The sequence below is a fragment of the Caballeronia arvi genome, assembly GCF_001544695.2.
In the GTDB taxonomy this organism is placed as follows: domain Bacteria; phylum Pseudomonadota; class Gammaproteobacteria; order Burkholderiales; family Burkholderiaceae; genus Caballeronia; species Caballeronia arvi.
The window spans coordinates 1-23,706 of record NZ_FCOM02000053.1; the positions used below are offsets into that span (position 1 = coordinate 1).

Here is a 23,706-nt window from a genome sequence, read left to right on the forward strand (position 1 = left end):
GATACCTTCCCTGCCAGCGGCAAGCGATACTTCGCGAGTTGGCCGATCCCGATGTTTCGGTATTCCGGCCTTGGTTTCTTCAATGCTTCAGCCACGGTTAGACCCCTTCCCAATCTGGTTGACGATTCGCGCCGTCAAAGACGACGCGGGCGCGCGACTCGTCCAGCCTGTTTCGCTCGAAAGCGATCGGCGATGTAATTGGGGAAAAGTTTCTAGCCCGCGCACTGCGCGATAGCGGTATTTTGTCGCGCGATTGATATACTGTCCAATATCTATCTCGTCTATCTGAAATACTTTTTAAAGATATCGCATGGAGCTGCGTCATATCCGCTATTTTCTGGCCGTCGCCGAGGAGCGCAATGTGACGCGCGCGGCCGAGCGGCTCGGCATCGGGCAGCCGCCGCTCAGCCAGCAGATTCACGCGTTGGAAGACGAAATCGGCGTGCGGCTTTTTCGGCGCACGGGGCACGGCGTCGTGCTCACGGAAGCCGGCGAAGCGTTTGCCGTCGATGCCAAGCGTCTCATGACCGACGCGCGTCTCGCCGTCGAAAAGGCGCAGAGCGCGGGCCGCGGCGAGATCGGGCAGCTCAATATCGGCTTCACGGGATCGGCCGCGTTCAATCCGGTCGTCTCGAAGCTCATTCGCTCGTACCGGCAGGCGTATCCGAACGTCACGCTCACGCTCACCGAAGGCAACACCGCGCAACTGCTCGCGCATCTCGACGCCGGCCGCGTGGACGTGGCCTTCGTTCGCCTCGGCAGCCAGTCGCCCGCCGGCGTGCAGATCAATCACATCGCCATCGAGCCGATGAAAATCGTGCTGCCCGCCACGCACAAGCTCGCGAAGAAGCGCAAGGTGCCGCTCGCCGCGCTCGCGGACGATCCGTTCGTGATGCTGCCGCGCGAGGCGAGCCCGACCTTGCACGACGTCATCGTCGGTGCATGCCGCGAAGCCGGATTCGAGCCGGTCGCCGGGCAGCAGGCGCCGCAGCTTTCGTCGGTCGTGAATCTGGTCGCGGCGGAATTCGGCGTGTCGCTCGTGCCGGCGTCCGTGTGCCAGATTCAGGTCGATGGCGTCGCGTACACCGACGCCCTCGGCAGCGCGATCACGATTCGTCTCGCGCTGGCATCGCGCATCGACGCGACGCCCGCCAAAACCGCGAATTTCCTCGATATCGCACGGCGGGTCGCTACGTCATCGGCGTGACATTGTCATCAGAACAAGCGCGCATTGCTTTCGACGCATTTCCGTTGAACACTTCTGCTGGCAACAGAGCGTCAAAGAAGGCCCAATCCTTTCGAGATCGAGGAGCAAGGTCATGCGCGAAGAATCGAAGCATCCGCTGCACTGCACGGCCTGCCGCCGGGGCTTTCTCAAATCGGCATCCGCGACCCTCGCCGGACTCGCCCTCCCGTCTCTTCTTACGATACCCGCCCACGCCGATGCGCTCACCAAAGCGCAGCGCGACGGCATGACGCCCGAGCAGATCATCCAGGCGATGAAGCGCGGCAACGAGCGCTTTCAGAAAGGCGAACGCAAGCCGCGCAATTACCTGAATGAACAGAAAGCGAGCGCAAAAGGCCAGTATCCGGCGGCCGTGCTGCTCAGTTGCATCGATTCGCGCGCGCCCGCGGAAGTCATCATGGATCTGGGTATCGGCGATATCTTCAATTGCCGCATCGCTGGCAATATCGAGAACGCCGATATCCTCGGCAGCATGGAATTCGCGACCAAGCTGATGGGCGCGAAAGTCGTGCTCGTAATGGGGCATACCTCGTGCGGCGCGATCAAAGGCGCGATAGCCGACGTCGAACTGGGCAATCTCACCGGCTTGCTCGCGCGCGTCAAACCGGCCGTCGACGCCACGCAATACGATGGCGAACGCACGGCGACCAATTACGCATTCGTCGATAAGGTCGCGCGCAAGAACGTCGAACTGACGCTCGCGAACATTCGCCGCGACAGCACCGTGCTCAACGAAATGGAAAGCCAGCACGCGATCAAGATCGCCGGCGCGATGTACAACATCAGCACCGGCGCAGTGGAATTTTTCAGTTCCTAACTTTCGACGCGCTCGCGAACGTCTTCCTGCTTCGCGACCGCATCGCGTTTCTTCGACCAATACGCGGTCCGCACGCCGATCTCTTCCGATACGAACGGCCCGCCGCGCGTCGCGCGGTAATGCGCGAGCGCCTTGTACACGAGACGTTGCCCGATCAGCAGAATCGGCACGTTGAGCAGAACCATCACGATGTTCATCAGATCGGACAGCGCCCAGAGATTCGGCAATTCGAGTCCGGCCAGCACGGTGAGCGCGCCGAACGGCACGAACACGAGCGAGCCGACCACACGAATGCCCGTGATGAAACGCGGACTGCGCGAAATGAAGTTCGCCGAGATCTCCGCGAATGAAATCATGCCGAGCAAGGTGGTGAATGCGAAGAGCCCGTAGCACACGCACATCACGATCTTCACGACCTGCGCGACCGAAACCGGCACGAGCGTTTCCACCGATGCGAGATAGACCGTGATCTTCGAGGCCCTGACCGATTCCCACGCCTGGCCATCGACGGTTCCGGTCCACACGTGCGCCATCACGACGATGAAGCCGGTCATCGTGCAGATGACCATCGTGTCGAAGAACACGCCGAGACTCTGCACGAAGCCCTGTTCGCACGGGTGATCGTTATCGGCGATGGCCGCGGCCATCGTGATGGTGCCCTGCCCCGCCTCGTTCGACATCAGCCCGCGCTTGACGCCCTGCGCGAGCGCGGTGCCGATCGCGCCGCCGAAGAGCGCATGCGGCGCGAACGCACCGACGATCACCTCATGAAAGAAGTACGGAATCAGCGGCAGATTGATCAGGATGATGACGAGCGACATCAGGCAGAAGAGCGCCGCCTTGATGGGCACGAGCACATCGGTATAGGCGGTCACGCGCCGGATGCCGCCCATGATGATGAACGCGCACGCCGCGACGAGCGCGACCGCGATGACGTAATACACCGTCGACTGACGCGCGAGATGCGCGCCGGACACCGTATCGGCGATGGTGCCGATTGCGGTGAACACGTTGAACGTTTGCGGCGGCACGTTGAAAAGCGCATAGACGATGAACACGACCGACAGGAACGTGCCGACGATGCGCCTGTCGCCGAGAACGCGCCGCCCGTAGAACGGCAGGCCGCCGACGAACTCGTCGTGCTTCTTCTCCTTGAAGAGCTGCGCGAGCGTCGATTCCATGAACGCCGTGGCCATGCCGAAGAATGCGGCGACCCACATCCAGAACAACGCGCCCGGCCCGCCGACGGAGATCGCGCCCGTGATGCCGACGATATTACCCGGCCCCGCGCGCATCGCGAGCCCGAGCATGAACGACGCCAGCGCGCTGACGCCGGTCTTCGACGTCTGCCGCCGCAACATGATGCGCACGATCTTGCCGACGTTCATCGTCTGGATGAAACGCGTGCGGATCGTGAAATGGATGCCCACGCCGACGAGCAGAAGAATCGCGAACGAAAACTGCCCGAGCACGGGAATGCGCGACCAGGCCTTGAAATTGGTGGGGAAATCCCACAAGAAATCCGAGATGGGCGCAATGAAGGCAAACAATGCATTCACGGACTGGAAGAGACTTTCCACGCGTGGCGTTCCTTTCGTGCTTCGGCCTGTCCTGAACAGGCGTTCGGAATGTTAATAAACCAATGTCGTTCGACGCTGGCGGACGTGCCTGCGCAGGCACGGAATCGCAGGAAGGCTGCGATTATACGGGCCCGCGGAAGCCGTCCAGGGAAGCCTTCCTCTTAATAGCCAGTGGCGAAGCTGAAAGCGGCGATCGTGTGGACAGACCGTTAGTTGCGATGTAATGTGCGTATTCTCCAGTCGATCAATTCAAAGCCACCGCAGCTGCCGCGCCCACGGGCGTCCCCTGCACCGCCACCGATTGCTGTCCGTCCGGCCCCACGGGCACATCGCCGACGAGCGTCGTGCGATACAACTGGCGATCGAAGTCGAGATCGAAGATATCGCTGGGCGCGAGATGCGCGGTCGTGCGGTTGTCCCAGAACGCGATGCTTCCCGGCTCCCATTTGAAGCGCACCGTGAATTCCGGCCGCGTAACGTGCTCCCACAGCAGTTCGAGCAACACCTGACTCTCGCGCGGCGCGAGCCCCACGACATGCTTGAGAAACCCCGGACTCACATACAGCGCGCGCTCGCCGGTCTCGGGATGTACGTGCACGAGCGGATGCTCGCTCACGAGCGTGTGATCGCTGACTGCTTTCGTGAACGCATCGGTGCCGCTCGCGCCTTGCGGCGGCGCGAAGCGATGCACGCCGAGCAAGCCATCGACGAAAGCGCGCAGCGGCGCGGAGAGCTTCTCGTAAGCGATCACGAGATTGGTCCATTGCGTGTCGCCGCCATAGGGCGGAATCGTCACGCCGCGCAGAATCGACGCGAACGGCGGATTCACCGCGGCGGTGACATCCGTATGCCATCCGGTCCACGGCCGCAAAACCGACGGGCCGTCGAAGCGCGTGGCCTTGCGGAACTTCGAGATCGAATAGATTTCCGGATGTCCTTCGACATGACCGAACACCGGATGCCCGACCGTGAGCTCGCCGAATTGCGCCGAGAACGCGATGTGCTGCTCGTGGCTCAGAAACTGCTCGCGAAAGAAGACCACGCGCCATTGAAGCAACGCGGCGCGGATCGCTTTGACCTGCCCGGACGACAAAGGGCGCGTGAGATCGACACCGCTGATTTCCGCGCCGATATGCGCCGAAAGCGGACTGACCGTCAGATCGGTATCATGCTGGATGGCGGCTGCATTCATTGTTCGGCTTCCTTATCAATTTGAAATGGATGCGCTCAACTGCCCTGCGCGTTGGTCTTGTCGGCGAAAAAGTAGTCACGCCACGACTTCGGCTCGTGTCGAATCACACCGACCTTGTGCAGAAACGTACCGAGTTGCAGCGTGTTTTGCGGTGTCGTCGCGAAGCTCGTGTCCTTGTCGCTCAGAATGCGTTCGACGAATGCGGACGACAGCTTCGAGTTGTCCTGTCGGATGTAGATGGCGGCGGCTTGCGCCTTGTCCTTCGCGACGAGCCGCGCCGCGTCGTCGAGCGCCGCGCGCACGGCGGCATAGGTCTTCGGATTGTCCTTGCGCCATTTGTCGGAAGTCACGACGACGCTGCCCGTCGACGGCCCGCCGAGAATCTCCGTCGAACTCGTCACCTTGTGGATCTTCGGGTTTTCGAGTTCCTGATACTGATAAGGCGCATTCGAGAAATGCAGATTGATGACCGAGTTGCCGGACAACATCGCGGTGGTCGCATCGGCGTGCGGCATGTTGACCTCGAAGCGGTCGAGACGCCCATAGTCGGCATCGCCGAACGCCTGCGCCGACGCCATCTGCAACAGCCGCCCCTGCTGCGACACCGCCACCGACACCACCGCGATGCGATCCTTCTCGCCGATATCCTTCACGCTGCGAATGCGCGGATCGTTCGTCACGAGATAGACCGGCACCGCGCTTTGCGCCGCGATCGCGCGAAAGTCCTGATGCCCGCGCGTGCGGTCCCAGATCGTCATCAACGGCCCGATGCCGATGGTCGCGATATCCGCTGCACCCGACAGCAACGACTCGTTCACCGCCGCGCCGCCCGAGAGCGTGTTCCATTGCACGTCGATATCGAGGCCCGCACGCGCACCCGCTTTCTCGATGAGCTTCTGGTCCTTCGCCACCTTGAGCAGCAGCGAGCCGATGCCGTATTGATCGACGACCTTCACCTTGCCTTCGGCGTGCGCAGACTGCAAAGGCCAGGCGAATGCCGCGATCGAAGCGAGCACGGCGAAGAAGCGCTGCAATGGAAAGGTCGGCGTCATGCGGGGTATCGTGAGAAGCGGCAGGCAATCAATGTACTTGCCGCTTCCTCACGCGCGAACTAAGAAATCCTGATACGGATAGCTTCGTTCGCGATAAAGCGCCGGAGAGAATGCGCTGCGCCATGAAGACGCAGTGCAATGAAACGTGCTTACCAGTGATAGTTCATGCCGGCGAAGACCTGACGTCCATAGCCGAACGCACACCAGCTGCCGTAGTAGCACGACGCAACGTATTCCTTGTTGAAGAGGTTCTGCGCGTTCACGTAAAGTTCCGCGCCCTTCAACTGCGCCGCCGCACGGCCGAGGTCGTAGCGCAGCACGGCATCGACGAGGAAGAAGCTCGATACCTTGAAGCTGTTGTCGCTGCTGTACGTCGTGCCGGTGTAGCGTCCGCCCGCGCCCATCGAGAGACCGGCGAGCGGCCCGCGATTGACGGTGTAATACGCCCACAACGAAGCCTGATTCTGCGGAATCGCGGGCAGGAACTTGCCTTCCAGACCGCTGTTGTCCTTCGTGTACTTCGTGTTCAGATACGTGTAGCTCGCGGTGACGTTCAGCGAATCGGTGAGGCTCGCCTTCGCTTCGAGCTCGACGCCGAGCGATCGCGCTTCGCCGGCCGCCGTCTGGAAGGCCGGGTTGTCCGCATTGACGGTCAGCAGGTTCTTGCGCGTCAGATCGAACAGCGCGGCCGAGAAGAACGCGTTGTAACCCTTCGGCGCGAACTTCACGCCGAGTTCATATTGACGCCCGCGCTCCGGCGAGAACTGCTGGCCGTTGATATCGGTGCCTGCCTGCGGCGTGAACGATTCGGTATAGCTGAAGTACGGCGCGATGCCGCTGTCGAACACATACGACAAACCGGCGCGCCACGTGAACGCGCGATCGAACTGATGCGAGACGATGTTGTACGTCGTGTTGTTCGAATCGCTGCTCGCCCAGTCTTCGCGTCCGCCGAGCGTGAGGATCACGTTGCCCCAGCGCAGTTGGTCCTGCGCATAGACGCCGTACTGCGTGCCGCTCAACACCTGGTGATAGCGGTCAGGCGGCGTGATCGCCTGGTTGTAGTCCGGCGCGAACATGTCGAGCGTCGGTGCAGCGCCGAAGCCCGCATCGAAGTTGCTCGCGTAATGCTGATAGTCGAAGCCGAACAGCACCGCATGCTCGATTGAGCCCGTCGAGAAATTGCCTTCGACCTGATTGTCGAAGCTGATCGTGTTGAGATTGTCCTTCGACGCCGCCGTGCCGCGATCGAGCGTGCGCAGATCGTCTTCGAGCGCGCTCGCATAGACGCTCTTGTAGTCCTGCGCCAGATGGATCAGGCGGCCGGTCGAGCGGAACGTCCACGCGTTGTTGAGCTTGCGGTCGAACTTGTAGCCGATCGCTTCCTGCACGCGATTGAAGCTCTCGAAGTTGTGATCGCCGTCGTAGAAATCGCTGGACAGCTTGCCGTTCGGATTGAACAGCACCGTGCCTTGCGGCGGCACGCTGCCGTACGACGTGCTGCGCGGATCGTGCTGATACAGGCCGTACAGCGTGAGCGAGGTCTTGTTATCGGGACGCCACGTGAACGACGGCGCAATCGCGATGCGCTTGTTCATCGTCGATTCGACCTGTCCGTCTTCCGAACGCACGAGCCCGGTGATGCGATACAGATAGCGCTGATCGCCCGCGATCGGGCCGGAGAAATCGAACGTGGCCTGCTTGTGCGCGTAGTTGCCGAACTCGACGCCCACTTCGTGCAGCGGCACGACGGTCGGCAGCTTGCTTTCCTGATCGAGCAGGCCGCCCGCCGCCGCCTGCCCGTAGAGCACCGACACCGGGCCCTTGAGCACTTCGATACGTTCCATCAAGAAGGGATCGAGCTGCGGCACCGCGTACCACGCGTTATCGAGCAGCTTGAGACCGTTCCAGTACTTGTCGGCGTCGAAGCCGCGCACCTTCAGCAGGTCATAGCGCGTCGCGATGCCGCCGCGCGTTTCGGGTGTCACGCCCGACACGTAGCGCACGGCCGCGTTGAGCGTCTGCGCGTTCTGCTGGTCCATCTGCTCGCGCGTGACGACCGAGACGGACTGCGGCGTTTCGAGCAGTGACGCGCTGTTCTTGAGCGCCGTCGATTCCTTCGCGACATAGCCTTTCGTCGGACCATAAGGCTGGTCCTCGTTCTGCGCCGTCACCTTGACGGCGGGCAGCGTGCTGTCGGCCGGCGCCGCGACCACGGGTTCCGATGCCCCCGGCGGCGCGTCCGCCGACTGCGCGTAGGCGAGCGGCGCGACGGCGAACAGCAGCAGCGCAGCCAGCTTCAAAGGCCGCAGGGCGACCGGGTTCGTATCACCTGATTTCATGCTCATTTCTCTTGACATCGTTGCGTGTGTAAATGCGAATCGTTATTATTTTGGTTGCGGATTGTGACTGGACGTTTTGTATTTGTAAAGAAATGATTCAGGCGTTTTGGTCCGAATACGACAGGACCGGCGCTACTGGAGTGGGCGGCTGGAGGGGCTCGCGCAAAGCAAACGTTTGCGCGCGATCGCGTGCCGGACAGCGACGCAATCGCGCGTGCGGTCTACTTCAGGCGTGACCGATTGAACTCGATGGCCGCGCGCACGAGATTCTTCAGCGCCCGCGCATCGATCTTGTCGCCTTCGAAGAAATCGATCGCGCGCCGCGCGTTGCCTTCGAGGCCTGCATTGAAGAGCTTTTCGGGATCGGGAAGACGCGCGCCGTGAGCGAAGGTGAGCTTCACTTTTCCCTTGTGGGCGTTGGCCACGGCGATCATGCCGTCGCGATACCACACCGGGCTGCCCATGTACTTCCACTCCTCGACGATCCCGTCATCCGCTGCGAGGATGATCTTGCGCATATTGGCGAAGGTCTCGCCGCGCCAGTCGGTGATGCCTGCAATCAACTCGTCGATGCGTTGCGATGCGTCCATATGATCTCCGTAGATAAGCGACGACGATCTTATCGCAGCGGCATCAGCGCTTGAGGCCCGGACTGCCTATCGTCAGTTGCAGCCGGTGCGCCTGATCGAGATGAAAAATGAAGGACGGGCGCGAGCGGATCAGCAAGGTCCGCACGTCCGCGTTGCGCGCGGTGCGGATGTAGTCATCGACCGTATTGACGAGCTTTTGCAGAAAGAGCACTTCGCGATCGAGATACGCTTCGTCGAAGTCATACATGCCGACGTCGTCGAGATCGGCGAGATCGTCGGCGCTTTGCTTCATCAGCGCGTCGCTCGTCGCGCTGCGCTGCGGCTGCGTCCCGAATCTTTGCGCAAGCGTCGCGATCTCCTGATTGACCTGCGCGTGCTCCGACACGATGCGTCGCGCGAAAACTTGCAGGCTATACGAGCGCGTCTTGCGCAATGCGAGATTGGCTGCCGCTATCTCCGCCTGATTCGCGACGAAGACGACGCCCAGCATTTGTTCATCGCTGAGGCGCTCCTGCGCTTGCGCGAGACCCGTCAACGCAAGGAACAGCAGCATCGTCGCGATGCATGCGCTTTTCATATGCGTTCTCTCCCTTCAAAGACGCCTCTATTTTCACGCGATGACGCATTGCGTGCGTATGTGATGCGCTCGATGCGAAACGTTAGCGGGAAATCCGCGCCTTCGAGCCATCGGCCTTTTTCGCCAGCGCGATGAACGCCGCGAGATAGTCGATCGATGCATCCGCCTCGCGCGTGCCGAGAAAGATCTGCTTCGCGATGCCCTTTTTGCCGAGCTTGAGCACGTCGAGCGGCATGCGGTCCGCATATTCCTCGGCAAGCCAGCGCGGCAGCGCCGCGACGCCGCGTCCGCTCGCCACCATCTGCATCATGATGTCCGTCGTTTCGATCACCTTGTGGCGTCTCGGCACGACATTCGCGGGCGTGAGGAACTTCGTGTAGATGTCGAGGCGATCGGTTTCGACCGGATACGTGATGAGCACTTCCTGCGCGATCTGCTCCGGCGTGGCGTGAGTCGCACTTGCGAGCGGATGCGCTTCCGGCACGACGAGCACCTGTTCGTAGTCGAACACCGGCGTGAAGCGCAAGCCCGGCTTCTTGAGCGGATCGGGCGTCACGAGCACGTCGATGTCATGGCCGAACAGCGCACCGATGCCGCCGAACTGAAAGCGCTGCTTCACGTCGACATCGACATCGGGCCAGCGCGCGAGATAGGGCGACACGACCTTGAGCAGCCACTGATAGCACGGATGACACTCCATGCCGATGCGCAAGGTGCCGCGCTCGCCCTGCGCGTACTGCTTCATGCGCGCTTCGGCAAGCTCAAACTGTGGCAGCAGCCGGTTCGCGAGGCCGAGCAGATACTGCCCGGCCTGCGTGAGCCGCATGCTGCGCCCTTCGCGCGTCCAGACCGGCGTGCCCAGTTGCTGCTCCAGCTTCTTGACGGTATGGCTCAGCGCGGACTGCGTGAGATTCAGCACCTCGGCGGCGGCGGTCAGCGAACCTTGCCGTTCCACTTCCCGCACGACCATCAGATGCGCACGTTCGAGCATCGGAAGCTCCATGAATAAAATTGATCGATGCATGAAATCAAACCATTTTTATTCATGCATCGAAAATTCTATCATCGCTGTCATATCGCCAACTTCGACAGAGACGACGTACGATGGTCACGACACACAACCTGGGTTTTCCGCGCATCGGCGCACAACGCGAACTGAAGTTCGCCCTCGAAAGCTACTGGAAAAACCAGTCTTCACGCGATGAACTGAAAGCCGTGGGCGCCCAGTTGCGCGCGCGGCACTGGAAGGATCAGGCGCGCCTCGATCTCGTGCCCGTCGGCGATTTCGCGTTCTACGATCAGGTGCTCGACATGAGCTTCACGCTCGGCAACCTGCCCGAACGCGTGCGCGGCTTTCATGGCGATGCGCTCGACAACGCTTTCCGCGTCGCACGCGGACGTTCGGCGCAGGACGCCGAAGCGCACGCCGCGTGCTGCGGCGGCGTGGCGGCCGGCGAGATGACGAAGTGGTTCGATACCAACTACCACTACATCGTCCCCGAGTTCGATGCGGCGACGCAGTTCAGCCTCGATACGTCGCGTCTCGTCGGGCAACTCGGCGAAGCGCGCGCGCTCGGTGTGAACGCGAAGCCCGTCATCATCGGCCCGGTGACGTATCTGTGGCTCGGCAAGGCGAAGGACGATTCGGACAGGCTCGCGCTGCTGCCGCGTCTCCTGCCCGTCTATGCCGCGCTGCTCGATCACTTCGCCGCGCTCGGCGTGGAGTGGGTGCAGATCGATGAACCCGCGCTCGTCACCGAGCTCGACGCGCCGTGGCGCGACGCCTTCGTCACCGCCTACGACGCGCTCTCTGCGCGCCGCGTGCGCCTTTTGCTCGCGACTTACTTCGGCCAGTTGCAGGAGAACCTGGAACTCGCGTGCAGGCTGCCGGTGGACGGCCTGCATATCGATGCGATCAACGCGCGCGACGAAGTGGCCGCGGCGGCTGCATCGCTGCCGGGTGCGTCGGTGCTGTCGGTCGGCGCGATCAACGGCCGCAATATCTGGAAGACGGATCTGAACGCCGCGCTCGAATGGCTCGAACCGCTGCACGCATCGCTCGGTAATCGGCTATGGATCGCGCCGTCGTGCTCGCTGCTGCATGCGCCCGTCGATCTGTCGAGCGAGACGAAGCTCGATGCCGATATCCAATCGTGGCTCGCCTTCGCGCTGCAAAAGCTCGATGAACTGCACGTGCTCGCGCGGGCATTGAACGAAGGCCGCGCATCGGTGACCGATGCGCTCGCGCACAACGCCGCGGCGATCGAAAGCCGCCGCACGTCGTCGCGCGTGCATGACCCGTTGGTGAAGGCGGCGGTCGCGAAGATCGACGCCGCGCTCGGCGAACGCGCGAGCGCCTATCCGCAACGCGCCGCGAAGCAGGCCGCGATGCTCGACCTGCCCGCGTATCCGACAACGACCATCGGCTCGTTCCCGCAAACCAGCGAGATTCGTCATGCGCGCAGCCAGTTCAGAAAGGGCGAGCTCGATGCCGCGAGCTACAGGACCGCGATGCAACGCGAAATCACGCGCGCCGTGAAAGAGCAGGAAGCGCTCGGCCTCGATGTGCTCGTGCACGGCGAAGCCGAACGCAACGACATGGTCGAATACTTCGGCGAACAACTCGAAGGCTATGCGTTCAGCCAGTTTGGCTGGGTGCAGTCGTACGGCTCGCGCTGCGTGAAGCCGCCGATTCTCTTCGGCGATATCAGCCGTCCGAAGGCGATGACCGTCGAGTGGATTCGCTACGCACAATCGCAAACGCAGAAGCCGATGAAGGGCATGCTCACCGGCCCGGTCACGATCCTGAACTGGTCGTTCGTGCGCGACGATCAACCGCGCTCGGTGTCGTGCCGGCAACTCGCGCTCGCGATCCGCGAGGAAGTGCTCGATCTGGAAAAGGCCGGCGTGCGCGTCATTCAGATCGATGAAGCCGCTTTGCGCGAAGGCCTGCCGCTGCGCCGCTCGCAATGGAGCGCGTATCTGCGCTGGGCGGTGGAAGCGTTTCGCATCACGGCGAACGGCGTGCGCGACGAAACGCAGATCCACACACACATGTGTTATTCGGAGTTCAACGACATCATCGCGTCGATCGCGGATATGGATGCCGATGTCATCACGATCGAAACATCGCGCTCGGACATGGAGCTGCTCGACGCATTCGACGGCTTCAGCTATCCGAATCAGATCGGGCCGGGCGTGTACGACATCCACTCGCCCAATATCCCGAGCGAAGCGCATATCGTCGATCTGATGACGAAAGCGGCGGAGCGCATTCCCGGCGAACGCCTGTGGGTCAATCCCGACTGCGGGCTCAAGACGCGTCAATGGGATGAAGTGATTCCCGCGCTGCGCAACATGGTCGCGGCGGCGCGCACGCTGCGTCAGGCGCTCGGTTCACGAGTCATGCCGTGAGCTTGTTGCGCCCCGCCACCTTCGCGCGATAAAGCGCGACGTCGGCACGTTGCAGCGCGTCGTGAAAACCGGTTTCGTTCGCGCCGATCTGCGATACGCCGATGCTCGTCGTCCATTCGGGCATGCCTTCGGTGACTTTGCGGCACGCGTCGTGGATCTGGTTCGCGCAGGCCTGCGCATTCGCGGCGCGCGACGCGGGCAGAATCGCGACGAACTCGTCGCCGCCGAGCCGGCCGAACTCGCCGCCGAGCGACTCGACTTCGTCGCCCGCGAGCCGCGCGAGCTCGATCAGCACGTTGTCGCCTGCGAGATGACCGTGACGATCGTTGATCTGTTTGAAATGATCGAGATCGATGGCGAGCACGGTGGCGCCCGGCGCGGCGAGACGCGTCGCGTAACGCCCGAATCCGGCGCGGTTCCACACGCCCGTCAGCGGATCGCGCAGCGCGGCGTCGCGCAGGCGTTGTTGCGCACGCTCGGCGGGAATCGCGAGCAGGCCGAGATTCAGCACGCCGAGCAGCAGTTGGTCGGAGAGCGTCGGGATCAGCGCGAGGTAGTTGAGGCGCGGAACGGTGAACAGATAGGCCGCGAGCGTCACGGCGTAGCCCGGCAGATAGCCAAGCATCGCGAGTCCGGCGATGCGTCTCGCGCGGCTTTTCTCGCGCCGCCCGCTCGACCAGAGCGTGATGCCGGTGATGGCGGCGGAAACCGCGACGCTGATCGTGTCGCCCGCATGCGTGATCGTCGAGACGACCGGGCCGTGGCCGCCGAGCCATGTCGGCAAGACATGCACCGCCGCACAGCCGATGACCGGCGCGAGCATCCATCCGCGAAAGGGCGGCTTGCCATCGAAGGATCGCAGGCCGGAGACGATCAGCATGTTGGTGACCGCGAGCGCGCCGAGCAGCAGCCCGACGAGCACGAGATTGCCGCGCGCGTACTCGAAACCGACCAGCACCGCGGCATACAGGAACGAGCTCGCCGACCAGTGCACGAATTGCGGCTCGATGCTCCGTCCGAAGCGCACCAGCGCGAAGACGAGCCCGAACGCCGTGCTCGCGAGCACGCTGCAAAGACGGAGTGTTTCTGTGTCAGGTGTGTGGAACATGGCAAAGGCCGCCACGTGCGGGGCCGGAACCGCGGCCGTTCAGGGACGGCGGGCGGCGGATGGTCGAAACGGCCGTATCATACCTTCGCCTTCCGCTGCTGCGACGAATGCACGTTCAGGTCAACGGCACGCGCGACATGAAACTTTAGTCGCGCTCACGTTCTGCGGCATGCGCCTTGCTCACTCAATCGCTTTGAGCACCCGCAATCACGGGAAGGAGCCGCGCATCATGAAACTCTATTACGCGCCCGGCGCGTGCAGTCTCGCCGATCACATCGCGATGCATGAAGCAGGCCTGAACTTCGATCGCGTAAAAGTCGATCTGAAGGCCAAACTCACCGAAAACAATACGCCGTTCAACGACATCAATCCGAAAGGTTACGTGCCCGTTCTCGAATTCGACGACGGCAAGCGTCTCACCGAAAACATCGCGATTCTGTTCTGGGTCGCGCAACAGGCGCCGTCGCTCGCGCCCTCCGGCGACGACGGCAAGTTGCGCCTGATCGAAATGCTCGCGTTCATATCGACGGAAATCCACAAGCAGTTCGGCCGCGTGTTCCGGCCATCCGCCGACGCCGAAGCCACGGCGGCGCGCGAGAAAATCGCTCAGCGTTTCGCGCTCATCGCGACGATGCTGCGCGGCGATTATCTGTTCGGCAAAGATGTCAGCGTCGCGGACGCCTATCTTTTCACGATGCTGACATGGGCGCGCAAGATGAACGTCGATATGCCCGCCGAGCTGCAAGCGTTTTACCAGCGCATGCGCGAGCGGCCCGCCGTCAAGCTCGCATTCGAGCACGAAGGGCTCGAGTGACAGTCGGGACCGGTTCGCGACGACCGACGGCAGCAGCGCCCGCCGAGCGTCGAACCGGGACCGCCGTTTGCTCCGCCCGACATGCAGGCGTGCGTCCCGCGCGCCGCTTCACGCTTTCCGGAGGCCATCATGCAGCAGGACAAGCCCGTGCCGCACGCCACCGCCGACGACATGGACGAACCCGTGGGCCGCGACGACTCCGCGCCGCCGTCCTCGCAGGAAACGAAGCAAGCCGAGCTCGACGCGCGCACGAAGCGCGGCCACGAGGCATCGGAAAACGCGTTGCCGTCGTCGCAGGAAAAGAACCCCGTGCCGCCCGGTTCGAACAAACCGTGATTCCGTGGCAGGCCGTCGTCGCGGCAGTGCTGACGGGCGCGATCGTCTGCTACACGCACTACGAAATTCCGAGCTTCACGCGCGGCACGGGCAAGCGCCGTACCGCGCATTTCGTGATGATCGTGGTGGCGCTCGCGTTCGGCGCAATGGGCGCATCCACGCTCGATTTGCCGATACCCGCATGGCTCGTGTTCGTGCTCGGCTTCGGCGCCGTGCACGTGCTCGCCGCCGCGATTCTCGCCCTCAAGCGCCTGCGCGGCGCGGGCATGTCGTGAACCCTATCGAGAGGCACATCATGTCAACCGAGACTTACGTTCGCAACGGGCACACCGTCGAGATCACCATCGATCACGATCCGACCGGTCAATGCACCTGGGCCTACACGATCGACGCTGACGGCTTCACCGAAATGCGCGACCGCCCGGTCGAAAACTCCGACATGGCGATGGAAGCCGCGAAGACCCACGCAAACGCGAAGGCCGACGCGCTGCCCGCCGGCGACGCTTCGGCGTGACCGCAGACGCGGTCAGGGCAATAACGTCGACGAATCCACGTCGGCCAGTTTGCCGAGTTCGTCGCGCCGCGTGTCGCATGCCTCCCGCACGCGCCGTCCATAACCGACCCAGATCGCGAACGATACGACCGACAAACTTCCGAGCGCCACGAACGCGGCCGGAAAGCCGTAGCGATGCGCGATCCAGCCGCCGAGCATCGGGCTCAGGCACGCGCCCGCCGCTTCGACGCCCAGCACCGCGCCCTGCCCCAGATTCACGCGGCCGCTTCCGTGCAGCAGATGCACGACGAGCGCGGGCACCGCGACGCTCTGAAAGCCCGCGCCGATGCCATCGAACACCTGCACCGGCACGATGCCCCACGCCGGCGCGACGAACGCCGCCGTAACGGCGCGCAGCGGCAGCGTCGCGAGCGTGACGAGGATGATCCACCAGAAGCCGAAGCGGCGGATCGCGCGGCTCGCATAGGCTGCCGCGACGAGCATGACGATCTGCGAGATGACGATATTGGCGGCCGTCACGTGACTCGGATCGGCGGCATGCGTCGATGCGACCGCGAGACTGTAGAGCGGCAGCATCGCCGAATTGCCGAGATTGAACGCCGCGAGCGCCGCCGACAGCACGAGCAGCGAACGATTGCGCAACAGCACGCGCAGGGCGTCGGCGCGGATATCGGAGGCGTCGTCGGCATCGTCTTTCGCGATCCCGCGCGCGTAATGCCGATGCACCGAGCCAGGTGGAATCCACAGCGCCGTGAGGATGCAACCCGCGCCGAACGCTGCGCTCAGCCCGAAGATATACGGCATGCCGAGCCACGCGCCGAGCCAACCCGAGAGCGCCGCCGCCGCGATGTTGCCCGCATGATTCGCCACCTGATTGCGCCCGTATTGCCGGTCGAAATTCTGCCGTCCGACGATACCGAGCGTGAGACCGGCGAGCGCCGGGCCCATCGTCGCGCCCGCGATGGCCGTGGCGATCTGCGAGAGCGTGACCGGCCAGAAGCCGTGGAACAGCCAGATGATGATCGCCGCGACGATCGACAGCGCGCTCGCGGCCGCGACGACGGTGCGCCGGCGCGAGGTCGCATCGACGAGTGCGCCCGCAGGCGTCGTGACCAGCATGCCGACGATACCGCCGATGGTCAGCACGGTGCCGATGCGGTCCGTCGTCCAGCCGTGCGATTGCAGATAGATGCCGAGAAACGGGCCGACGCCCGCTTGCACGTCCGCTGCGAAGAAGCTTACGGCGAGCAGCGGACGGGTCGCCTTCACGTTGTGGATTTGCATGAGCGCGAGTTATAGCGCGACCTGCACGCCGAGTTCGACGACATCTTCGCTTCGAAGTCCGTAGTATTCGGCGCTCGATGCCGAATGGAACGACATCGAACCGAAAAGACGCTCGCGCCAGCGCGGCATGTGCCCGTGAGAACAGCCGGGCGCCGCTTCGTCGCGTGGCAGGAAGTAGGTCGTGTGCTTCGGGTCGAAACTCCAGCCGCCGAACTGGCCGTTCAGCGACGCGAGCAGGCGCGGCAGATTCGGCCGCTCGACGAAGCCGTGCCGCGAGATCACTTCGTAGCAGCCCGCGCCGAGATCGCGCACTTCGATGCGCGTGTGCTCATCGACGCGCGGCGCCGATTCCGAGCGGTTCGCGAAGATCACCGTCGTCTCGTGCAGCACGCGGTTATGGCGCACGTTGCTCGTGAGCGCGGACGGCGTCGCGCCCGGCGTGCTGCCCGGATAGACCGCGGTGCCCGGCACGCGCGCGGGCGGCTCCGGGCCTTGCAGCGCATCGTGCAGAAACGCCGCGAGCGGCTGTGCGCGCGAGGCATGCTGCCCGGCGAGCTCGAGCCCGCGATGCCATGTCGCCATCAGCACGAAAAGCAGCGCGCCGATCGCCACCGGAAACCAGCCGCCCTGCGGAATCTTGTGGACGTTCGCCGCGACGAGCAGCGCATCGATGACGATGAACGGCACGCTGAGCAGCGCGACCGCGGGCCACGGCCAGCGCCAGATGTTGCGCGAGACGCTCACCATCTGCACCGTCGTGATCAACATCGTGAGGCCGACCGCGATGCCATACGCCGACGTCAGCTTGTCCGAACTGCGGAACACGAGCACGAGAAACATCACTGCGCCGAACAGCAGCGCGTTCACCGCGGGCACGTACACTTGCCCGCGCTGCGATGCCGATGTCTCGACCACGCGCAGGCGCGGCAGAAAGCCGAGTTCGATCGCCTGACTCGTCATCGAGAAAGCCCCTGAAATCACGGCTTGCGAGGCGATCACCGTGGCCAGCAGCGCGATGAGCACCGTCGGGATCAGCGCCCATGAAGGCGCGGCGAAGAAGAACGGCTGTTTCGCCGCGCCCGGCTGATGCAGAATCGTCGCGGCCTGCCCGAAATAACCGATGATGATCGCCGGAAACACCACGGCGAGCCACACGAGACGTATCGCGCGCCTGCCGAAGTGGCCGATATCGGCATAGAGCGCTTCCGCACCCGTCAGCGCGAGTATCACGGCGCCGAGAATCGTGAACGCGAGCCCCGCATGCGCGAGCACGAGCGAGCCTGCATAAGCGGGCGACAGCGCGCGCAGCACGTCCGGATGCTGCGCGATCCGATAGACGCCCACCGCCGCGAGATAGACGAACCATACGAGCATGACCGGCCCGAACCATTTGCCGACGACCGACGTGCCGCGCCGCTGAAACAGAAAGAGCGCGACGAGGATCGCCACTGCGAGCGGCACGATGAACGGCTCGAACTTCGCGCGCACCTGGCCCAGTCCTTCGACGGCGGAAAGCACGGAAACCGCGGGCGTGATCATCGAATCGCCGTAAAACATCGCCGCCCCGAAGAGGCCGGCCATGAGCAACGGATGCGGCACGCGCCGCCCTTGCTGCTCGTAGCCCGAGCGCGCGAGCGCCGTCAACGCGACGATGCCGCCCTCGCCTTCGTTGTCGGCGCGCATCACGTAGCACACATACTTCCCCATCACGACGATGACGACGGCCCACACGATCATCGACAGAATGCCCATCACGATGACGGGATCGATGGCGCCCGCTTCGCTCACGCCTTGCCGCAGCGCATAGATCGGGCTGGTGCCGATATCGCCGAACACGACACCGAGCGCGCCCAGCATGAGACCCGTCAGCGCTTTCTTCGGCGCCGACGCGGACGAGGGAAGGTCACGCGCGAGGCGCGGGGATTGATGCTCGCGAGCATCGTCCGATGTCGATGTCATCCACGTTTGCATATGCTGTGAGCCGTGCCGAAACGCCTAGCAAGACATGTTCCGCGCGGGCGCCGGCGTCGGCGTGAGCGTGCATGTAATCAACGGAAAGCGTTGCTTACACATGCTCACGTCCTTTCTCGCGCTCATTGCGTAAAGTCCGGGCATCGATCCCTTGCAACCTTCGGAGAGGAAACAACATGAAGAAGAGTCGAATCGTCGCTGCGCTCTTGTGCGCGAGCATCGGACTGACGACGGGCGCGGTCTTCGCGCAGCCGTCGCCGGGCGGCCCGGACAACAATCACGAGGCCTATCGCGGACCGGGTGGACCCGGCGGCCCCGGTGGTCCCGGCGCGCCGGGTCATGGCCCGCAGATGAACGACAACCACGGCAACGATCGCAACGGACCGCGCCCGCCGGAGCATGCGAACAACGAGCCGCGGCATTCGGACTGGCACAAGGGCGAGCATCTCTCGTCCGATTACCGCAATCGCCAATATGTTGTCGACGACTGGCGTGAGCATAGGCTGCAACAGCCGCCGCGCGGTTATCAATGGGTAGGCGTCGGCGCGGACTATCTGCTGGTTGCGGTGGCGTCGGGCATCATCGCGCAAGTCGTGATGTCGCAATAACGCAAAAAGAAAAAACCCGCCGGTCAGGGCGGGCAATCATGCGCTTCAGAGAGGGGCAGAAAAGCGCATAGTCAAAGCAGGGAACCGGCGGAAAGAAGCATGCGTTTCAATCACGCCATTGCGGACAACTCTAAGGTTTCCTGCGAATCGATTCGGCAGCGTCGCGCCGTTCCGGGGGCCAGGCCGATTGCTCCGGCACGTTCACCGCCTGATCGAAGATAAAACCCATCGCGATGTGCACTGTCTCCGTGGAACCGCATGCCGGACAAGTGTCGTCCTCGAGTGCATCATCAGAATAAATCAGCTTGTTGCAAGCCACGCACCTTATCAGCATTTGCACTCCTGAAGTCACCATCATCGATGGTATTTGATTTATACGTCAAAGCGCGCGCCGAGCCAACAGTTCTTTGCACGAGCCTTTCGAACATGTATGGATCGCGCCGATAAAAAGCGCGGAGTTCATCGCACGATGCTCCACTCGGATTCCAGCGCGCCCGCTGCCATCGCCGATTCGTTGAACGGCGGCACGTGCCGCGCATCGGGCGGGCTATGCCAGCGCACTTCAAAACGCTCTTCCATGTAATCGGTTCCTTTCGCCGATCCCGCCACGCTGGTGAGCCGGCATCCGGATGCGCGCATCGAATCGGTGAGCGTCTCTCGCGAGAATGCGCCCCGCTCATACGTCACCCGCAGTTCAGCGTGAATCTCGCGGGACATGCGGCTTTCGACGGCCTTCATCAGCCACAGCACGACGATGCCCAGCACGAGGCCCGCGATGCCGAGCCCGAACTGACCGGCGCCTAAACACAAGCCGACGACCGTCACGAACCACAGCGTCGCCGCCGTCGTCAGGCCTTTGACGAGCCCGTCCTTGCGAAGGATCGCGCCCGCGCCGATGAAGCCCACGCCCGACAGTATCCCGAGCGGCAGACGCATCAGATCCAGTTGAATGAATGAATCCGATGTCTTGCCCGCCTGCCCGATCAGCGCGTTCGTCAGCAACATGGCGAGGCATGCGGCGAGACAGACAAGCAAGGTCGTGCGCAATCCGGCGTCCTTGCCCGCTTCGCCCCGGTTGTAGCCGATCAGGATGCCGGTCAGCACGGCCAGCGAGATTCGAATGAAGACATCCGTCCATTCGAGCGTGAGAGGCATGTGCGCCATCGTCATCGTCCTGCGTTCATCCCGTTGAACGGGCGTGTAGCAATTGTCGATCCTGCTGTCTCTCCGGAAGCGGCACAGGCTTTGCGCAGAGCTGTGCATGGCGCGCCGCTTCGCTTGTCCCACAAGGCTCTGCGGGCGGTCATTCCTTTCGAATCGTGTTCCGGAGACTTTCATCATGGCTACCACCGTCGGCGATTTTCTGGTCGACCGTCTGCACGCGTGGGGCGTGCGCCGCATCTACGGTTATCCCGGCGACGGCATCAACGGCGTGTTCGGCGCGCTCAGTCGCGCAAAGGGCAAAATCGAATTCATTCAGGCGCGCCACGAAGAGATGGCTGCCTTCATGGCTTCCGCGCATGCGAAGTTCACGGGCGAGCTGGGCGTGTGCATCGCGACATCGGGGCCGGGCGCCGCGCATCTCATCACCGGTCTCTACGATGCGCGCCTCGACCACATGCCCGTGCTCGCGATCACCGGCCAGCAGGCGCGTGCGGCGCTCGGCGGCCACTATCAGCAGGAAGTCGATCTCCCCGCGATGTTCAAGGACGTCGCCGGCGCGTTCGTGCAGCAGGCGAGCGTCCCGGCGCAGATCCCTCATCTCGTCGATCGCGCGGTGCGTATCGCGCTGTCGGAACGCAAGGTCACGGCGCTCGTGCTGCCCAACGATCTCCAGGATCTCGAATACGAGCCGCCGGCCCGCAAGCACGGCACGCTGCATTCGGGCGTCGGTTATCGCGCGCCGAAGACCGTGCCATATCCCGACGATCTTCAGCAAGCCGCCGACGTGCTCAACGCGGGCAAGAAGGTCGCGATCCTGGTCGGCGCAGGCGCGCTGCAGGCGACCGATGAAGTGATCGCCGTCGCGGACAAGCTGGGCGCGGGCGTCGCGAAGGCGCTGCTCGGCAAGGCCGCGTTGCCCGACGATCTGCCCTTCGTCACCGGCTCCATCGGCCTGCTCGGCACCGAGCCGAGCTACAAGCTGATGACCGGATGCGACACGCTGCTGATGATCGGCTCGGGCTTTCCCTACTCCGAATTCCTGCCGAAGGAAGGCGCGGCGCGCGGCGTGCAGATCGACATAAAGGCGGACATGCTGTCGATCCGCTATCCGATGGAAGTGAATCTCGTCGGCGACAGCGCCGAGACCTTGCGCGCGCTCCTGCCGCTGCTGCAACAAAAGACCGGTCGTGCATGGCGCGAGGACATCGAAGGCTGGATCGCGGACTGGTGGAAGAAGCTCGAAAAGCGCGCGATCGAACCCGCGAAAGCCGGCGTGAATCCGCAGCGCACCGTGTGGGAGCTGTCGCCGCGCGTGCCCGCGAACGCGATCGTCACGAGCGATTCGGGCTCGGTCGCGAACTGGTACGCGCGCGATCTCAAGGTGAAGCGCGGCATGCTGTGCTCGCTGTCGGGCGGGCTTGCATCGATGGGCGCGGCCGTGCCCTATGCGATCGCGGCGAAGTTCGCGTATCCCGGGCGGCCGGTGATCGCGCTCGTCGGCGATGGCGCGATGCAGATGAACAACATGGCCGAGCTCATCACGGTCGCGAAATACTGGAAGCAATGGTCCGATCCGCGCTGGATCTGCATGGTGCTGAACAACCAGGATCTGAATCAGGTCACGTGGGAGCAGCGCGTGATGGAAGGCGATCCGAAGTTCGAGGCATCGCAGGATATTCCGTCGGTGCCTTATCACAAGTTCGCGGAACTGATCGGCCTGAAGGGCTTTTATGTCGATGACGCCGAGCGCATGGCCGCCGTATGGGACGAGGCATTCGCGGCGGATCGTCCCGTCGTGATCGAAGTGAAGGCCGATCCGAACGTGCCGCCGCTGCCGCCGCACATCACGCTACAGCAGGCGAAGGCGTTCGCGACCACGCTCATGAAGGGCGATCCGAATCAGGGCAATGTGATCGTCGATACGGCGAAGCAGGTGCTCGGCGCGGTATTGCCGGGGCATAAAGACAAATAAGCGACAAGTAAGCGATCATGCATCTGTCCAAGCGCGAGGCGCCGATCGAGACGATCCGAACGCGCGCCTACACCATTCCCACCGACAAGCCCGAAGCCGACGGCACCTTCGCGTGGCAATCGACGACGCTCGTCATCGCCGAGATCGTCGCGGCGGGCAAGACGGGCATCGGCTACACGTACAGCGATGCGAGCGTCGCGAAGCTGATCGACGGAACGCTTGCCTCCGTGCTCATCGGCGAGGATGCGTGGAATATCGACGCGCTCTGGCTGCGAATGCAGCAACGGGTGCGCAATATCGGGCGTTCGGGTATCGCGGCCACCGCGATTTCCGCGCTCGACTGCGCGCTATGGGACGTGAAAGCGCGCCTGCTCGACATGCCGCTCGCGCGCCTGCTCGGCATGATGCGCACGCGCGTGCCGCTTTACGGCAGCGGCGGCTTCACCACCTATACCGACGACGACATGCGCGACCAGCTCGCGCATTGGGTGCATGACAACGGCTGCCGCTGGGTCAAGATCAAGATCGGCAGCGAGCCGCCACGCGATCCGCATCGCGTGCGCGCGGCGCGTGAAGCGATCGGCGACGACGCCGGGTTGTTCGTCGATGCGAATGGCGCGCTCGATCGCAAGCAGGCGCTTCATTTCGCGCAGATGTTTGCGGAGCAGAACGTCACGTGGTTCGAAGAGCCCGCTTCATCCGATGACATCGCCGGGCTAGCGTCGCTGAGAAACGCACTGCCTGCGCGCATGGAACTGGCCGCGGGCGAATACGGCTACACGATGGACGACTTCCGCGCGCTGCTCGCGAACGAGGCCGTCGATGTCCTGCAGGCCGATGTCACGCGCTGCGGCGGCATCACCGGTTTTCTGCGCGTGGCGGCATTGTGCGACGCGTTTCATATCCCGCTCTCCGCGCACTGCGCGCCCGCGATGCATCTGCACGTCGCATGTGCCGCGCCGCGTCTGCGGCATCAGGAATGGTTTCACGATCACGTTCGCATCGAGCAGATGCTGTTCGACGGCGCACCGCGCGCGATCGATGGCGCCGTTGCGCCGGACTTGTCGCGCCCCGGCTGCGGGCTCGATTTCAGGCATGCGGATGCGCAGCGTTACGCGGTGTAAA

The 23,706-nt window shown here is 63.4% G+C and carries 21 protein-coding genes and 1 pseudogene; 10 read left to right on the plus strand and 12 right to left on the minus strand.

The window, feature by feature from the left end; translation table 11 throughout:
* Positions 1–95, minus strand: a pseudogene (locus AWB74_RS34745) (succinate dehydrogenase, cytochrome b556 subunit); the annotation flags it as partial.
* A 215-nt stretch (positions 96–310) separates the two neighbouring features.
* On the opposite strand from AWB74_RS34745, the gene AWB74_RS34750 reads away from it, so the two are divergent.
* The gene (locus AWB74_RS34750) at positions 311–1,207 is read left to right on the plus strand and encodes a LysR family transcriptional regulator (RefSeq protein WP_061151156.1); all 897 of its coding nucleotides are present in this window, start codon (positions 311–313) and stop codon (positions 1,205–1,207) included.
* Positions 1,208–1,319: 112 nt separating this feature from the next.
* On the plus strand, positions 1,320–2,063 hold the full coding sequence (locus AWB74_RS34755) for a carbonic anhydrase family protein (protein ID WP_061151157.1): 744 nt from the start codon (positions 1,320–1,322) through the stop codon (positions 2,061–2,063).
* On the opposite strand, the gene AWB74_RS34760 is transcribed toward AWB74_RS34755, so the two are convergent.
* From AWB74_RS34760 to AWB74_RS34790, 7 genes are all read right to left on the minus strand, one after another.
* A complete protein-coding gene (locus AWB74_RS34760; RefSeq protein ID WP_061151158.1) occupies positions 2,060–3,643 on the minus strand; it encodes an alanine/glycine:cation symporter family protein in 1,584 nt (527 codons plus the stop codon). The genes AWB74_RS34755 and AWB74_RS34760 overlap by 4 nt on opposite strands.
* A gap of 244 nt (positions 3,644–3,887) precedes the next feature.
* Positions 3,888–4,835, minus strand: a complete 948-nt coding sequence (locus AWB74_RS34765) for a TauD/TfdA dioxygenase family protein (protein WP_061151159.1) — start codon at positions 4,833–4,835, stop codon at positions 3,888–3,890.
* A gap of 35 nt (positions 4,836–4,870) precedes the next feature.
* Positions 4,871–5,887, minus strand: a complete 1,017-nt coding sequence (locus tag AWB74_RS34770; RefSeq protein WP_061151160.1) for an ABC transporter substrate-binding protein — start codon at positions 5,885–5,887, stop codon at positions 4,871–4,873.
* 149 nt (positions 5,888–6,036) lie between these two features.
* Positions 6,037–8,229 carry a TonB-dependent siderophore receptor gene (locus AWB74_RS34775; protein WP_235024787.1) on the minus strand — a complete coding sequence of 731 codons (2,193 nt, stop codon included), beginning with the start codon at positions 8,227–8,229 and terminating at the stop codon, positions 6,037–6,039.
* A gap of 221 nt (positions 8,230–8,450) precedes the next feature.
* Complete coding sequence (locus AWB74_RS34780) at positions 8,451–8,819, minus strand: DUF1801 domain-containing protein (RefSeq protein WP_061151162.1); 369 nt, start codon at positions 8,817–8,819, stop codon at positions 8,451–8,453.
* A 43-nt stretch (positions 8,820–8,862) separates the two neighbouring features.
* Positions 8,863–9,396: a DUF4142 domain-containing protein gene (locus tag AWB74_RS34785; RefSeq protein WP_061151163.1), complete on the minus strand. Its 534-nt coding sequence runs from the start codon at positions 9,394–9,396 to the stop codon at positions 8,863–8,865.
* An 82-nt stretch (positions 9,397–9,478) separates the two neighbouring features.
* Positions 9,479–10,387, minus strand: a complete 909-nt coding sequence (locus AWB74_RS34790) for a LysR family transcriptional regulator (protein WP_061151201.1) — start codon at positions 10,385–10,387, stop codon at positions 9,479–9,481.
* 113 nt (positions 10,388–10,500) lie between these two features.
* Between AWB74_RS34790 and metE the strand changes: the two genes are divergently transcribed.
* Positions 10,501–12,810, plus strand: coding sequence for a 5-methyltetrahydropteroyltriglutamate--homocysteine S-methyltransferase (gene metE / locus AWB74_RS34795; RefSeq protein ID WP_061151164.1), 2,310 nt, complete (start codon positions 10,501–10,503; stop codon positions 12,808–12,810).
* On the opposite strand, the gene AWB74_RS34800 is transcribed toward metE, so the two are convergent.
* Entirely contained in the window at positions 12,800–13,918 is a 1,119-nt protein-coding gene (locus AWB74_RS34800; RefSeq protein ID WP_087039365.1) for a GGDEF domain-containing protein, read from the minus strand. The two genes, metE and AWB74_RS34800, sit on opposite strands and share 11 nt — an antisense overlap.
* Before the next feature lie 229 nt (positions 13,919–14,147).
* On the opposite strand from AWB74_RS34800, the gene AWB74_RS34805 reads away from it, so the two are divergent.
* The 4 genes from AWB74_RS34805 (at position 14,148) to AWB74_RS34820 (ending at position 15,582) form a co-directional block, all read left to right on the plus strand.
* The gene (locus AWB74_RS34805; RefSeq protein ID WP_061151202.1) at positions 14,148–14,732 is read left to right on the plus strand and encodes a glutathione binding-like protein; all 585 of its coding nucleotides are present in this window, start codon (positions 14,148–14,150) and stop codon (positions 14,730–14,732) included.
* A gap of 129 nt (positions 14,733–14,861) precedes the next feature.
* Positions 14,862–15,068: a hypothetical protein gene (locus AWB74_RS34810; RefSeq protein WP_143749372.1), complete on the plus strand. Its 207-nt coding sequence runs from the start codon at positions 14,862–14,864 to the stop codon at positions 15,066–15,068.
* Positions 15,065–15,343 (plus strand): hypothetical protein, encoded by a 279-nt coding sequence (locus AWB74_RS34815; protein ID WP_061151167.1) that lies wholly within the window; start codon positions 15,065–15,067, stop codon positions 15,341–15,343. The genes AWB74_RS34810 and AWB74_RS34815 overlap by 4 nt, the downstream gene beginning before the upstream one ends.
* 20 nt (positions 15,344–15,363) lie before the next feature.
* Complete coding sequence (locus AWB74_RS34820; protein WP_061151168.1) at positions 15,364–15,582, plus strand: hypothetical protein; 219 nt, start codon at positions 15,364–15,366, stop codon at positions 15,580–15,582.
* Between the two features lie 12 nt (positions 15,583–15,594).
* On the opposite strand, the gene AWB74_RS34825 is transcribed toward AWB74_RS34820, so the two are convergent.
* Entirely contained in the window at positions 15,595–16,866 is a 1,272-nt protein-coding gene (locus AWB74_RS34825; RefSeq protein ID WP_061151169.1) for an MFS transporter, read from the minus strand.
* 9 nt (positions 16,867–16,875) lie between these two features.
* Positions 16,876–18,825 carry a potassium transporter Kup gene (locus AWB74_RS34830; RefSeq protein ID WP_235024788.1) on the minus strand — a complete coding sequence of 650 codons (1,950 nt, stop codon included), beginning with the start codon at positions 18,823–18,825 and terminating at the stop codon, positions 16,876–16,878.
* A gap of 188 nt (positions 18,826–19,013) precedes the next feature.
* Here AWB74_RS34830 and AWB74_RS34835 point away from each other — a divergent pair, with 188 nt between their 5' ends.
* On the plus strand, positions 19,014–19,445 hold the full coding sequence (locus AWB74_RS34835; protein ID WP_061151171.1) for an RcnB family protein: 432 nt from the start codon (positions 19,014–19,016) through the stop codon (positions 19,443–19,445).
* Between the two features lie 459 nt (positions 19,446–19,904).
* On the opposite strand, the gene AWB74_RS34845 is transcribed toward AWB74_RS34835, so the two are convergent.
* The gene (locus AWB74_RS34845) at positions 19,905–20,609 is read right to left on the minus strand and encodes an MgtC/SapB family protein (protein ID WP_061151203.1); all 705 of its coding nucleotides are present in this window, start codon (positions 20,607–20,609) and stop codon (positions 19,905–19,907) included.
* Positions 20,610–20,784: 175 nt separating this feature from the next.
* Between AWB74_RS34845 and AWB74_RS34850 the strand changes: the two genes are divergently transcribed.
* Both AWB74_RS34850 and AWB74_RS34855 read left to right on the plus strand, forming a co-directional pair.
* Positions 20,785–22,581, plus strand: a complete 1,797-nt coding sequence (locus AWB74_RS34850) for a thiamine pyrophosphate-requiring protein (protein WP_061151173.1) — start codon at positions 20,785–20,787, stop codon at positions 22,579–22,581.
* A gap of 17 nt (positions 22,582–22,598) precedes the next feature.
* Positions 22,599–23,705: an enolase C-terminal domain-like protein gene (locus AWB74_RS34855; RefSeq protein ID WP_061151174.1), complete on the plus strand. Its 1,107-nt coding sequence runs from the start codon at positions 22,599–22,601 to the stop codon at positions 23,703–23,705.
* Position 23,706: the final 1 nt, after the last annotated feature.